Source organism: Mariprofundus micogutta, assembly GCF_001895085.1.
Lineage (GTDB): Bacteria > Pseudomonadota > Zetaproteobacteria > Mariprofundales > Mariprofundaceae > Mariprofundus > Mariprofundus micogutta.
This window is the reverse complement of the sequence record NZ_BDFD01000015.1, coordinates 1-13,321: the sequence shown is the minus strand read 5'-3', so window position 1 is coordinate 13,321 and position 13,321 is coordinate 1. Positions and strand designations below refer to the sequence as shown.

At 47.8% G+C, this 13,321-nt stretch carries 16 protein-coding genes and 1 tRNA gene; 6 read left to right on the top strand and 11 right to left on the bottom strand.

Annotation, left to right across the window (positions count from 1 at the left end; all coding sequences use genetic code 11):
- Window positions 1-3: 3 nt before the first annotated feature.
- Window positions 4-558 (bottom strand): DUF4390 domain-containing protein, encoded by a 555-nt coding sequence (locus MMIC_RS08665; protein WP_072660073.1) that lies wholly within the window; start codon window positions 556-558, stop codon window positions 4-6.
- 56 nt (window positions 559-614) lie between these two features.
- Window positions 615-1,274 (bottom strand): adenylate/guanylate cyclase domain-containing protein, encoded by a 660-nt coding sequence (locus MMIC_RS08660; protein ID WP_072660072.1) that lies wholly within the window; start codon window positions 1,272-1,274, stop codon window positions 615-617.
- 87 nt (window positions 1,275-1,361) lie between these two features.
- Here MMIC_RS08660 and MMIC_RS08655 point away from each other — a divergent pair, with 87 nt between their 5' ends.
- Window positions 1,362-1,811 carry an acyl-CoA thioesterase gene (locus MMIC_RS08655; protein ID WP_083530538.1) on the top strand — a complete coding sequence of 150 codons (450 nt, stop codon included), beginning with the start codon at window positions 1,362-1,364 and terminating at the stop codon, window positions 1,809-1,811.
- Window positions 1,812-2,389: 578 nt separating this feature from the next.
- Here MMIC_RS08655 and MMIC_RS08650 read toward each other — a convergent pair.
- From MMIC_RS08650 to MMIC_RS08640, 3 genes are all read right to left on the bottom strand, one after another.
- Window positions 2,390-2,463 (bottom strand) — tRNA-Gln (locus MMIC_RS08650).
- Window positions 2,464-2,518: 55 nt separating this feature from the next.
- Window positions 2,519-3,400, bottom strand: a complete 882-nt coding sequence (locus tag MMIC_RS08645) for a cell division protein FtsX (RefSeq protein WP_227819440.1) — start codon at window positions 3,398-3,400, stop codon at window positions 2,519-2,521.
- Window positions 3,390-4,076: a cell division ATP-binding protein FtsE gene (locus tag MMIC_RS08640; protein WP_072660069.1), complete on the bottom strand. Its 687-nt coding sequence runs from the start codon at window positions 4,074-4,076 to the stop codon at window positions 3,390-3,392. The genes MMIC_RS08645 and MMIC_RS08640 overlap by 11 nt, the downstream gene beginning before the upstream one ends.
- Here MMIC_RS08640 and MMIC_RS08635 point away from each other — a divergent pair.
- The gene (locus MMIC_RS08635) at window positions 4,075-4,995 is read left to right on the top strand and encodes a hypothetical protein (RefSeq protein ID WP_072660068.1); all 921 of its coding nucleotides are present in this window, start codon (window positions 4,075-4,077) and stop codon (window positions 4,993-4,995) included. The genes MMIC_RS08640 and MMIC_RS08635 overlap by 2 nt on opposite strands.
- Window positions 4,996-5,028: 33 nt before the next feature.
- On the opposite strand, the gene MMIC_RS08630 is transcribed toward MMIC_RS08635, so the two are convergent.
- The 3 genes from MMIC_RS08630 to ispD all read right to left on the bottom strand — a co-directional run bounded on the left by MMIC_RS08630 (window position 5,029) and on the right by ispD (window position 7,083).
- Window positions 5,029-5,655, bottom strand: coding sequence for a response regulator (locus MMIC_RS08630; RefSeq protein WP_072660067.1), 627 nt, complete (start codon window positions 5,653-5,655; stop codon window positions 5,029-5,031).
- A gap of 172 nt (window positions 5,656-5,827) precedes the next feature.
- The gene (gene ispF / locus MMIC_RS08625; protein WP_072660066.1) at window positions 5,828-6,328 is read right to left on the bottom strand and encodes a 2-C-methyl-D-erythritol 2,4-cyclodiphosphate synthase; all 501 of its coding nucleotides are present in this window, start codon (window positions 6,326-6,328) and stop codon (window positions 5,828-5,830) included.
- A 44-nt stretch (window positions 6,329-6,372) separates the two neighbouring features.
- Window positions 6,373-7,083, bottom strand: a complete 711-nt coding sequence (gene ispD, locus MMIC_RS08620; RefSeq protein ID WP_227819439.1) for a 2-C-methyl-D-erythritol 4-phosphate cytidylyltransferase — start codon at window positions 7,081-7,083, stop codon at window positions 6,373-6,375.
- 157 nt (window positions 7,084-7,240) lie between these two features.
- Between ispD and MMIC_RS08615 the strand changes: the two genes are divergently transcribed.
- Window positions 7,241-8,059, top strand: coding sequence for a cytochrome C assembly family protein (locus tag MMIC_RS08615; protein WP_072660065.1), 819 nt, complete (start codon window positions 7,241-7,243; stop codon window positions 8,057-8,059).
- An 18-nt stretch (window positions 8,060-8,077) separates the two neighbouring features.
- Window positions 8,078-9,346, top strand: coding sequence for an HlyC/CorC family transporter (locus MMIC_RS08610; protein ID WP_072660064.1), 1,269 nt, complete (start codon window positions 8,078-8,080; stop codon window positions 9,344-9,346).
- 43 nt (window positions 9,347-9,389) lie between these two features.
- Here MMIC_RS08610 and MMIC_RS08605 read toward each other — a convergent pair whose 3' ends face one another.
- Both MMIC_RS08605 and MMIC_RS12905 read right to left on the bottom strand, forming a co-directional pair.
- Entirely contained in the window at window positions 9,390-10,133 is a 744-nt protein-coding gene (locus MMIC_RS08605; RefSeq protein WP_227819438.1) for a c-type cytochrome, read from the bottom strand.
- A gap of 86 nt (window positions 10,134-10,219) precedes the next feature.
- Window positions 10,220-10,351, bottom strand: a complete 132-nt coding sequence (locus MMIC_RS12905; protein ID WP_265331369.1) for a hypothetical protein — start codon at window positions 10,349-10,351, stop codon at window positions 10,220-10,222.
- Between the two features lie 714 nt (window positions 10,352-11,065).
- Here MMIC_RS12905 and MMIC_RS08600 point away from each other — a divergent pair.
- Window positions 11,066-12,388, top strand: a complete 1,323-nt coding sequence (locus MMIC_RS08600; RefSeq protein ID WP_072660063.1) for a tyrosine-type recombinase/integrase — start codon at window positions 11,066-11,068, stop codon at window positions 12,386-12,388.
- A gap of 156 nt (window positions 12,389-12,544) precedes the next feature.
- On the top strand, window positions 12,545-12,877 hold the full coding sequence (locus MMIC_RS08595) for a hypothetical protein (protein ID WP_072660062.1): 333 nt from the start codon (window positions 12,545-12,547) through the stop codon (window positions 12,875-12,877).
- A 2-nt stretch (window positions 12,878-12,879) separates the two neighbouring features.
- Here the strand turns inward: MMIC_RS08595 and MMIC_RS08590 are convergent, their stop codons facing one another.
- A complete protein-coding gene (locus MMIC_RS08590) occupies window positions 12,880-13,137 on the bottom strand; it encodes a hypothetical protein (protein ID WP_072660061.1) in 258 nt (85 codons plus the stop codon).
- Window positions 13,138-13,321 lie beyond the last annotated feature (184 nt).

Here is a 13,321-nt window from a genome sequence, read left to right as displayed (position 1 = left end):
GGCTCATGGCTGACTGAATTCCTTATTCAATTCCAGATCAACCGACTCCCACAAACCTGCCCACCAGGCTTCATTGATCTCCCCGTGTTTGATGGCCACTACCACAGACATCTGATACATCTCATGATCAAGCAACAGACTGCGATCCAGCACAGAGAAATTTTCCAGACGTGAAAGAAAATGATAAACCTCAGCCATTGAATAAACGCGTCTGGAAATACCACTGGTCTCATCAATCAGCATCCAGCTCCGGGAAAGCAGATCCGGATTTACACGATGAGTCACCACAATCTCGGCAATTTTTTTGTTCAGCCAGTAGTCCCGCAGCTTGCTCACCTTAATCTTCCATACCGTCGTGACTGGAATCCCATCCTTCAGCAGGTGGGAAAATGCTTCTTCATCTTTGTTCAGGGTGGCATCGCAATATACGATCTGCTGATCCATACGAATCTGCATGTCACCAGTTTCCTCAGCATATGCAGTGGACAAGGCAGTCAGAAGAACAACTACCAGAACAGATAGAAACTTTAACTGTTTACATTGCAAAACATGCTTCATCACGCCGGAGTGTAGCAGTAGATCACAGCTTATTCGATGGGAATCTGAACCGTGAATCAGCCCGGCTCAGCCCCTGAATCAGTACGCACCTCATAAAGATCAACAGCCTTCTTTTTTCCCTTAAACAGCTGCGGACCAAGAAACGAACAATATCGATCTTTGCTATGGCCTGAAATATCCGCAACAACATGCTCAGTCATAAGCGCTTGAAACGGCAAGGCAATACCACACAATCGTGCCGCGGTATTCGCGACATCACCAACGACCGTGTACTCCCATCGGTCTTCATCACCCAAAACACCGAATAGAATCTTTCCACTATTGATACCAAAACCCACCTTGCATGGCAGTAACAGTCCTTCATGTTCAGGCAAGAGCTTGAGCAATTCTGCCACGCATGCCAATGCGCGTTCACTCTTCCCCTCACCGGCAAAGCAAGCCAGCAGGCCATCACCAAGAAATTTATTCACGCTGCCACCAAACGCATGAATACTTTTCACCTGTATTGCAAGGCTGGCATTGATGGCTGCATACACCTCCTGCGGCTCATACAGCTCAGCCAGTTCGGTAAAACCGCGCATATCACTGAAAACAACGGTCATATCCTGCTCCAGGGCAAGATCGTGAGGGAATTTGGCACCATACTGATCTATCAACGCAATTGTTTCGCGTGGCAAAAACATTTCAACCGGCAATATGGCGTGGCTGCTGCTCATCTGTAACTCCCGAACATCCCGAATAAATGAAGGTCAGCAATAGCTATGCCAATTCCAATCCCGGAAGCAAACGGATAGATTACATTCATGCACATATTTACTATGAAGCAAACCCGGTTTACGCATGCTTATACAGTCAGCAAAACTGATTTGAATCAATATGGAATCATGCATGGAGGGCGGCTGCTCACGCTCTGCGATGAAAACGCATATTGCGCTGCTCAAAAACTCACCCAGCATATATGCCTGACCCGTGCCGTGCACCGAACTCAATTTCACCGCGCTGCTCATCCGGGTGAAGAGATTATTTTCTCTGCCACTGTTGGTCTCACAGGCAGAACCAGTATATGGGTTGCTGTCGAAGTGAACTCCGCTGTAGAAAACCAGTCTATCATGGATGCTGTATTTGTATTCGCAGCTATCAATGATAACAAACAACCACAGCCGGTGCCGGATATTTTGGCTGAAACGGATACAGAAAAGCTGCTGCAGAAACGACTTCAAGCTTTGCGCGACCAGATTCAGAATATTCCGTAAACGACGACTTATTTTCCGTGACCAGTGTAAAAAGAAAAAGGCCCCGGCAGATGCCAGGGCCCAGTATCCGGCACGAAACACTAGGGAGGGGAGGGAGGAATAGTGCCGGACAACGCGGACAATAGCCGTGGTGTCTTAATGAATGGGTTAACTACGGGTTAAAAGATGTTCATGTTGAGGGGGAGTGATTCAAGCTCTTCAGCCTGAATACCTGTTTACGAATGAAGTGAGTCAACGCTGGCGAACATCGTCTCTTTGGCTTATTCTGAGACTTGAGTTCAGCTTCATGGCATAAGTTCGAACTGCATTCAGAGGAGTCAGGTCAATGAATCGTCTTCTGTTTATTGAAATCGTGGTACTGGTAATCATTTACGGGATCATCTCATCTTTGATTTAATCAATGGGAAGAGAACTGTTCATTCCCTCCAATAAACAATAATTGATTTCACCATTTCAGGGGGATTGGATTATATCGACAATGCTGCAACAGCAGCATTGCACGCATTAAGCGCCCTGTAAGGGTGAGTTCCATAAGCAGACATAAAAAAAGGGCCCACAAGGGACCCTTTTTTTATGTCTGGCTGGGGGACGTGGATTCGAACCACGATTGACGGTGTCAGAGACCGCTGTCCTACCATTAGACGATCCCCCAATGAAGAGGCGCGCACCTTAATAATATCAGATGAGTTCGTCAAATGTTTCGCGAATCATACTGATGTTTCTCTTGAAACCACGCGTGCAGTTGCAATTACAGCACCCAAAGTGCCCACAATGCCACCACCGAAAAGCAGCGGCAGCAGCAATACCCAGGCGTTCAAATCTACCTGCATAGTGGCCATCCAGCCACCAACACCAAGGACTACCGGCCAGAGTAATAACCAGGCTAGTACGCCTGCGCCTGCGCCCAGCAACATACCCTCAAGGATAAATGGCGTACGCACAAACCACTCTTTTGCACCAAGTAATCGCATCAGATGAATCTCATCTGCACGCGCCAGTAAGGTCATACGCAGGGTATTAGAGATAATTAAAGCCATGGCTATAGCAAGGATCAATGAGGCAAACCAGGCCAGATAACTCACCTGTGAGAGCAGATCATGTACCTGGGCCAGATTCACTTCATCCTCATTGATCTGAGCACCAAAACGGCGAGCTGTGTCGCGTATATCAGCAAATAAAAACTCTGACTTCTCATCCGTTAAAGACAGTTCAAATGTAACAGGCAGCCGCTTAACCAGTTCATGCTGCTCCAGTCCACCACCTGTGAGCCACTCCTGCATCCAGCGGGCAGCCTCCTCTTGTGAAATTCGCCGTACCGATGAAACCTGGGCAATAGAAGCAAGTTCCTGCTCTAAAGATTTAGTGATATCGGACTTTTCTCCATCAATATAAACGTGGATATGGATATCATCCTGCCAACTGCCAACCCACTGGCTTGCAGCCTGCATGCCAAGCCATAATGTACCCACAGCCCATAGCGAAATACATACGATAATCAGGGCCAGTATCTGATGCACTCCGAACGGCGGCAGGTTGAAACCACCGGGAAGTCTTGGATTAATTTTATCGGGAATCATTTCAGTACTCACTGTAATCCCCCGCCAATGATCCTGCATGCAGTTGCACAACACGACCCGGATGTGATTTCAACAGGTGCAGATCATGGGTAGCCATAATCACAGTTGTCCCCTGTTTGTTTAAATCCATCAGATAATCCAGAACAGACCTTGCCGTCTCGACATCCAGATTGCCCGTCGGCTCATCGGCAAGAATGACTGCAGGGTTCGCGGTCATGGCACGGGCGATGGCCACACGCTGCTGTTCACCACCGGACAGGGCTTCCGGATACGACCACAGTCGATCCTCCAGACCCACGTATTGCAAAACTTTGCGCACACGAGGAATCAGACGCTCAGTTTTCCAGCCCTGAACCCGCAGTGGCAGAGCCACATTCTCAAACACGCAGCGTGAAAACAGTAACTTGTGATCCTGAAAAATAATGCCGGTGCGACGTCTGATATCACGAATCCGGCTCTCACTTGCATCACGCATATCAATCTGCTGTGTCACCAGCAATCCGGAGCTCGGGCGTACACCACCATACAACATTTTCAGCAATGAAGACTTCCCTGCCCCACTCTCGCCAACCAGATAGACGAATTGCCCTTGTTCGATATCCAGCGTTAAACCTGAAAGCGCTGTTTTTCCGGTCGGGTATCGCAACATCAATCGTTGCATATGTATAAGTGGCTGCTCTGAAGACATGCGGAAAACGGTAACTTCGAATCCAGTGAATGTCACCACATGCAAACAGAACGACTGGATTCCCACAGATGCAGCTGACAAACAGTACATAAGCATTCAACATGCCGCCATGCAGATTCAATGTCCTCAGTGCCACAACCAGTGCAAAATTGATACTGACAACGCTGAATCGATGATACTTTGTCATCGTTGCGGCAATAAATTCACCCCTTCCCACCAGGCCGAAAAGAATCAGACCCACACTGAAAATAACGTCTCTGCATGGCAATACAGCGAAAATACATTCGCTACTCCGCCTTTTGTTAAGTCACTGGCAAGTTCAGCAATGAACGGCTTTCAACCACAGGGCGAGACTGTACAAGACACGAATTCCGTTCCCGATTCAGAGCTGAGAATAGCGCCACCGCAGCGCAGTACGGTACAGCTGTGGCCGTGGTTACTGGTGATGCTCATTGCCACCATTTTCGCAGGCTTCCTGATACAGCAAGACAAATGGCTGGATAATCGATGGTTCAGAAGCACGCTGATAAACCTGAATTTACCCGTTCAACAACGAGATAAAGACTGGCTCATCGTACCTGAAAGCGTGCAGCCTGAATGGGTGGTTCGAACTGACGGCAGTAAAGTTCTGCTCATTCGGGGCAAACTGAGAAATCTGCTTTCATGCGAACTACTGGTACCCGAAGTAGAAATTACCCTGTATGCAAAACATCAACCCGACCAGATACTGGATACACTGCAACTACCAATCACAATGCAACCGGATGAACATGCCATCAAACAGGTTCCATTCATTGCGCCTGATGCAGACAGCATGCCTGTCGGGCCGCTAAGCAGCCGTGACTTCATCCTGCTTCTGCAATCACTACCTGATAATGTCGGGGATTTCACATTGTCGGCAAAAGCCCTGCAGGGCTAATCACCTGCTCGCCAGCCTAAGTCCGACTGACGCCTACAGTTTGATAATATCCCACAAGATGGCTGCGCGCACGAGCTCGGCACTATTATTCAAGTAGAGCTTCTTCATAATGCTTGTGCGATGTGCACCCACTGTTTTGGAACTGAGATGTAGCAGGTCCGAAATTTCCACAACTGATTTACCTTCAGCCAGCATGGTAAGCACTTCAAATTCACGATCTGTCAGTACACTGGCCGGGTTTTTATTCTGAAGTATCTGTTGCGTCTCAGTATGTAGTCGCTCTTCAATATATTGGCTGCCTGAACAGACTTCACTGATAGCTGTTTGTAATTCATGGAATGGTGCAGATTTTGAGACAAAACCTTTCGCCCCCAACTTGAGCGCTCGTGCCACAATAGGCGGATCATCATGCAGACTCAGGACAATGACATGTATATTTTCATCTCTGGCAACAAGCCTGCGCAGAGTTGCCAAACCACTGGTGCCGGGCAAGGAAAGATCCAGCACAATAACATCAGGGTTATGCTGCATATATTTTCTGCAGGCTTCTTCCCCTCCGGATGCTTCAGCAACCACCTCAAAATCATCACTGGTTTCCAGTAACTGTTTGAAAGCCGCACGAACCATATCGTGTTCATCCACCAGTAGAATTGAAACCATCACTTGCCACTCCATCTCTGTTTAAACTTGAGCGCCAATATAAACAGCAATAAGCCCCATTTTCACTAAGGATTATTCTTGTTTATACCATCCCGGTCTTTAATGATCCTCCGTTTCTGCCTGTAAAAGACAGGAACAGTCCATGCATGATGATAATACACCTCGCTTGAAACTATCCATCATAGGGATGAATCCTCGCAATCATGGTAATTGCCTGCGCCGCGATACCTTCCTTGCGCCCAACATAACCGAGCCACTCAGTTGTCGTTGCTTTTACGCTCACTTCATTTTCAGAGACAAACAGTATTCTCGCCAGGTTACTCTTGATGCGGGCAATATGCGGTGCGATTTTCGGCTCCTGTGCAATAACCGTGATATCGACATTTCCAACAGCCCACCCCATACGCTTGAGCTGCCCCACAGTAAGCGATAAGAATAGTGTACTGTCGGCATTTTTATATTGCGGGTCAGTATCCGGATAATGAAAACCGATATCATTGAGCCCTGCGGCCCCCAGCAGTGCATCACAAAGCGCATGGGTCAAGACGTCAGCGTCAGAGTGTCCGACCAGACCTCTGTCATACGGAATTTCGATACCACCCAGAATCAGCTTTCTGTTTTCGCCGAAAGCATGCACATCAAAGCCCTGACCTATGCGATAATTCAGTTTCATGGTTTACATCCCCCTCATCATTTTACTCACACCAGAAAGCCCGGCTATCGGTCGCAATGCCCCGGAGCAGCGCACTCACTATTCAGATGCGCTTCCAGCCAGTTCATATCTTCGCGCGTGGTAATTTTTCGATTATTCACATCACCCTGGCTGATATAAACATCAAAACCTGCAGCTTCCAGCAGCGATGCATCATCGGTATGCAGATGCAATCGCTCCGCCTCCATCGCAATGGCTTGATCAAACCACACCCTTCTTGCCACCTGAGGCGTCTGAACTGCGCGAAGAGTATTGCGCGCAGGCGTCTCAATCACTTTGCCAAGCTCATCCACACGTTTAATCGTATCATGCACCGGCACACCGGGTACTGCCGCACCATATTGGTTCGCCGTTTTAAAAACATCAGCTAAAAGCCTGACAGAGGGCAACGGACGGGCGGCATCGTGAACTGCAACAAGGTCCACTGCTGCGGGCAAGCCTTCAAGCCCTCTCTGCATGGAAATCGAACGCGCCGAACCACCTGCAACAGGATCAAGCAGAGTAAACGGGAAAGATAACCCGGCCACCAACTCTGAAAACCTCATATCCCCTTCGGAGACAACCGGCTGTACAACAGTGATATGTGGATCAAGAGCCAGATGATCCAGAGTATGCAACACCAGTGCCTTGCCATGCACCTGAACATACTGTTTCGCAATCTCTCCACCAAAACGGCTGCCAGAGCCTGCAGCAAGCAATAAAACACCAATATTCATAAGCATCGATTGTGCGCCTTTCGAAGATATGGTCAATGATGATTGAAGTCCTGTTCTGCGCGACAGCATTGCACTAGCGTTGTGCATCGGATATAACCCTGCCATCATGTGTTTATGTCCTACTCAGCTTTCATTTATCCCCTGTTAAGGAAGTAAAATGACCTCGACGATTTTTTTCTCATCTGCTGGCCTGATTTCACTGATTTGTGCTGCCATAGTCTGGCGTGGCTCTTCCCAGACACAATCAGATCGCAGCAACAGTGCCAACACGATTGTCGGATTGATGGCTGTTGCCATTGGCCTGAATATCTGGGCTATCCATTTGGTAGATTCGGTTACGGCTGAGGGTATCAACTTCACCCTGGCGACAGGAGTAGCTGTTTCTACACTCATCGTGCAATGTATTTATACTTTGGGTGTCATCCGGCATGGCATTCAGGGACTCGGACTATTTCTACTGCCTGCCACAGCAATTCCGCTGTTTATTATCCCTGTGCTTCCCGAAGCGCATGCTGCCAACTGGGTACACACATCCAGCCTGCTTGAAACCAGCCATCTGCTTCTTTCACTGATATCCTATGCCGTACTGACACTGGCGGCCATTCATGCACTCATGCAGATACTGCTGGATCGTGCACTGAAGAAAAAACGTATGTCAAAAATGATTCAGGCTCTGCCTTCACTGGTCAGCATAGAACGTCATATGATGGCACAAGTAAAAGCCGCCACCATACTCATAGCACTGAGCATTTTAACCGGACTGGTATGGCAGTGGGTCGAATATCAACACTTTGCCCTGTTAAATCACAAGGTGCTACTAGCTATTTTCACTCTTGCAGTACTGATTACGCTAATGGTTAAACGTCAACAAGCCAGTTGGCCGACGCGTCTGGCCAGCCGGGCAGTACTAACGGCATATACACTGCTCATGCTGGCTTATTTCGGTGTGAAACTGATCACATCGTGGGTCAACTAAGGGACTGATCACTTCCCCATGGACATCGCAGGCATTTCCCTTCCCCTTGCAATCGGTACTCTGTTCTTCCTGCTTTTGCTATCTGCATTTTTTTCAGGCTCTGAAACAGCACTGACACGGGCTCGCCGTGCAAAATTACGTGTGCGCCGCGAACAGGGTGATCAAGGGGCACAAAAAGCTGAAGAGCTGCTTGAACAGCCTGAACGTATGTTATCAACCATTCTGCTGGGCAACAATTTCGTCAACATTGCCGCGTCTGCTTTGGCAACCGCCCTGTTTGTCGCCAAATTCGGCGAGGCAGGCATAGTTTATGCCACGATTGCCATGACTGCAGTTGTACTTATTTTTGCCGAGATTTTACCCAAGACCATCGCCGTTGCCCACGCTGAAAGTATCGCCTGCAAAGTTGCAAGCCCCATGCGCAGTACACAGAATTTGCTTGCCCCGCTGGTAAGTATGTTGCTCTCGGTTATCGCCATGCTCAAACGTATTCTGCGCGTACCTGAACAGGCAGACACACCGTTAACCCATAAAGAACTGGCTAGCATGATTGATATGAGTGCAGAGTCGGGCGTGCTCGATCAGGCCAGAGAACAGATGCTCAACAATAGCCTGACTCTGCATGAAGTCGCGGTAAAAGCCCTGATGACTCCGCGTAAATCCATGCGCCTTCTCGATGGCTCACTGAGTGTTGCCGAGTCCTTGCGCAAAGTTACAAAATCACCGCACTCCCGCTATCCGGTATATCTGGATGAGCCGGATAATCTGATCGGTATTGTCCACCTTCGTGACTTGCTAAAACTGAAAGCTCCCGCTATGCGCCTCTGCGATTCGCTGATATGGAAAAACCCACCCTATATTCCTGCTTCCAAAAATGCGTTGGCCCAGTTATTTGAATTTCAGGCCAACCATCAGCATATGGCTATTATCGTCGACGAGTTCGGAGATATTGAAGGGCTGGTAACGCTGGAAGATATTATCGAAGAGATTGTCGGTGAAATTCATGATGAATCAGATGTCCCGCCACAACTGGACATGTGGCCTCAACCTGATGGTTCATTGGTCACTTCGGCCACTGTTGCACTGCATGATATCAATCAGGAGATCGATGCCAATCTGCCGGAAGAGAGTGCAACCACTATCGGTGGCCTGATTGTCCATATTCTTGGCGATGTGCCTGAAGGGCGTCTCTGCATGAGTCTCGGCAATATGCGCGTTGAAGTATTAAGTATCAAAAGCGCCCGGATACACCGTGTTCGCCTGATCCCAATTCACGACGACACATAAAAAAGGCCCCCGAATGGAGGCCTTTTTACATACTGCTCTAGTCTTACTTCAATGACCTCAGATACGCGACAACATTCTGTGCATCAGCCCCACAGACATTTTGTTTGGCCATTTTTGTTTTTGCGCCTGAATTCCCGGTCAGTGATTTGACCGCAGATTTCGAGTCACACACCCACGCTGTCAGTGCAGCATCATCCCAACTGAATGTCGCACCTTTCAAGCCACTGCCATATTTAAATCCGGCAGCCTTACCTGCGACTCTGCCATGGACACCAAACAGGTTCGGACCAACCTTGTTCTTGCCCCCGGCATCAAATGTATGACATGCCTTACATTTTCCGGCCTTGGCAGCGCCGGCAACTGCATCACCTGCTGGTACAACAGGAGCCTCCACTACAGGGGCCGCAGGGGTTTCTTCTACGGGTGCAGGTGCCACAGCTGCCGGTGCAGCAGGTGTTGGCTCAACAACAGCTGGTGCCGCTGGCGCAACTGCGGGTGCAGCAGGCTGGGCCGGGGTTTCCACGGCTGGTACTGTTTCTACAGGTGCCGGAGCGACAGACATCTCAGGTTTAACTTCATCTGCCACTTCAACAGCCGTATCTTTAACCGTATCTACTGCTTCTTCAGCAGCCTGAGTTGCTTCATCCGTCACAGTTGCTGGATCGGCCGGTTCAGAAGCTATCGGCCCCTCTACAACTGGCACGATAGGATACTCTTTTTCCTCATAATTATTACAGCCGGTTAATGCCAAACCAAATGTAATAAACATCATCAGTATGATTTTCATATTGTCCCCCTATTGAACATACGATAGTACATTATAGGCAGGGTTTAGAGATATTTGAATAGATTTGTATTTTTTCAAACTTTCAATCAGCGAAAAAAGAACAAGGCAGCCAGAGCAATCAAGGCAATCGGAATCTGGAAATCATACAGTTTCTTTTCCCAACCCTGCACTTCCGGGAACTCAACTTGTTGTACATCATCATGAAATATAGCAGACATAACTTCCTCCTTTAGCGTTCTTGCCCCTTACAAGCACAAGTTTACTGAGCAGGGGAAATTCAGCTGTGAGTAAGATCACTTCAAGGCTAAAAGAGAAAAGATCCGGCATTTTGCCGGACCTTTTGTGAATGCAAATCGTACCAATTAGATAAACGCTGTTGCAGCTCCGGCCACACCAATAATTGCCACCAGTGCAATAAGAACGCTCCAATTATCTGATTTTTTCTTTTTCATTTGAAGCCCTCCATATCAGTCATTACCTACGGCTGTTTGCTATCGCAACATTTTTCAGCTGTAAAGTTCAAATGAGGCCTTTCCACCCAATTTTCACAGTTTAGGCTATAATATGTAAACAACAGCGCATATTCAGGGGGTGTCATATGAATGAACTATGGTTAAGGCGCTTTCAGCTCATCGCTGGCCTGCTGTTTATACTCCTGCTGGTCGTTACATCCGAAATGATTTTTCACAGATAGCTTGAAGCATCACAGTAATGACAGGATACAAAAAAAGGACCCGCATTTCTGCGAGTCCTTTTTAATATGGCGCTCCCTGAGCGATTCGAACGCCCGGCCTTCTGATTCGTAGTTAGTGTTTTTATTATATATCTGTTGGTAATATTAATTTTTTAGTGTCTACTTTTATGTCTACTATTTGATAAACGTCGCCGAATGCCTACTATTCGTCTACTGATTCCCTGATACGGAGATAGGCGTGAAAAAGAAAATAACTCAGAAGTTCATCGACTCCCTCACCAACTCGACTGGAAAGGATATGTTTGTTCGTGACACGGAGCTCCCGGGGTTCGTGGTGAAAGTATCTAAAGCTGGGCACAAGACCTTCTGTGTTGAGGCACGAATTAAACAGGGCCCAACTCGGCGAATTACGATTAGCCCCTGCGCTCGAATATCACTACGAAAAGCCCGCGACACTGCCAAAGAACTGTTGGCGCAGATGAGCAATGGTATCGACCCGAGAAAAGAGGCCCAAGCTATACAAAAGGCCAAAAAACTTGAGGCTGTTAAAGACATTACCTTGGAAGCAGCTCTCAATGATTATTTCGAACTAAGGAGAACAAAGCCCAAAACAGAGGTGGATTACCGCTCTGCAATCAACAACCATCTCGCTGATTGGCTCAAGCGTCCTCTACGAGAGATTACCACGGAAGAACTCCTCAAAAGACATCGCCATATCGGAGAGTCAAAAGGGAAAGAGGCTACCGCCAACCTGACAATGCGAGCACTTAGAGCCATTTTCAACAAAATGATTCAGGTCTATAAAATTATGGACGACAACCCAGTTAATGCCGTTCAATCAGAGATGTATCTCATCAGGCCAAGAGAACGGTTTGTTTCACTCGACCTGCTAACTGACTTTATTGATGAACTTCTCAAGTTGAAGAATCAAGTGGCTCGAGACTACCTGCTAATGACACTGCTCACTGGCTTACGTAGAAACGAGATGGCACCATTGACTTGGTCTCAGATCGATTTCAAAAACAAAATATTCACTATTCCCGGAGACCAAACCAAGAACCACAAAGACCATCACGTTCCGCTCGCTCCCCTGACCTACCTCATCTTATGCCATCGAAAAAAATTTAACTCAAAAGATGGCCCGTATGTTTTTCCAGCAAGCAGGGGCAGAGGCCACATCTCCGAGCCAAAGAGCTCGCTCGCTAAAATCGAGGCAGAAACAGGCGTACATATCACCACCCACGACCTACGCCGAACCTTTGCCACGTATCAGGATGAAATGGGCGTCAGCAGCGAAACGATCTCCAAGCTACTCAACCACAAGCTGAAGTCCGTTGCCGAGCGACACTACATTTTACGACGAAAAGACAGGTATCGAGCCGAACTTAAGGGCATCTGCGACTATATTGAATCATTAACAAGCTTTGAGAAACACGAGCAAGGTGAAACAATATCTATTAACTGGCTCAAAGAGTTTTACGTAACCGAGCTCACTGACACAGACTATGACTCAACCTGGTTGGTCGAGAGAACTAATGAAGACTACACCGAGATCGAGTAGCTCAGAGCCCTCACAAAGCAGCCCGCCTCTTCGTGGCGTCACATTGCTTGAGCACAACAACCATTAAACATTCTCCAGCTGAACACTATTTATGAACAAGCGCGGTCGATCTGATCGCGCCGTCCAATACTTTTTACAGAAAAAGGAGAACAGCGAATGAAAAAAATACTTGAAGACATTGAGAATGCGCAAGACAAACTACTCAGCTCACCACGAGATAAGAGCGGAACGAGAGAATGCCCGCTTTGTGATTACCCGTTGATCGATGGGTTATATGACTCAGAAACGAATGAACACTACTACTGCCGACTTATCCAAAAAGCACGACAGCGAATCGAAGAAATAAAGAAGGAGGGAAACTTTGAGCCCGCCAACGAGTATGAAACGCGCCTGAGAGAAATAGAGCAGGTGACAAACAAGGCCTTTAATCTTTCCCCCAACGACCGAAGCCGCTTCAATATGGGCGGAAATAATGGGCCGAAAATCTGAGGCTATTTCTTTCGTCTCGTTACTTGTTTCTTGTGAGCGATGCGCGAAAGCGCATCGCTTTCCATTTCGCGGGATTCAGGCTTGCTATCCACGGGCTTGTAGCCATCGGCAACCTCAGCAACTGGATTCCCATATCGCGGTGAATGAACATCGCCACGCATAAGCTGCTCTGCGACCATCGCATTCACCCCCACAAGCGGTAGCTTCTTGCTCTTGTCCAGTTCGGCCACCGACAATTTCAGATTATTTTCGTCAGCCATATTCTTTTGATAACGCTTCAACGCTTGCAGGTCTGACTTGTTATTCAGCGTTCAAAATTGACCCCCCTGTAGTATCCCCAGCTAATGATTTAGTTGGAGGAAAAAACAGGAGTGATCACAGTGGAAACGAAAGCAAAAGTAAGGCGGGATTTTTACGTCCATAAGAAGAGCATCAAACAGATTG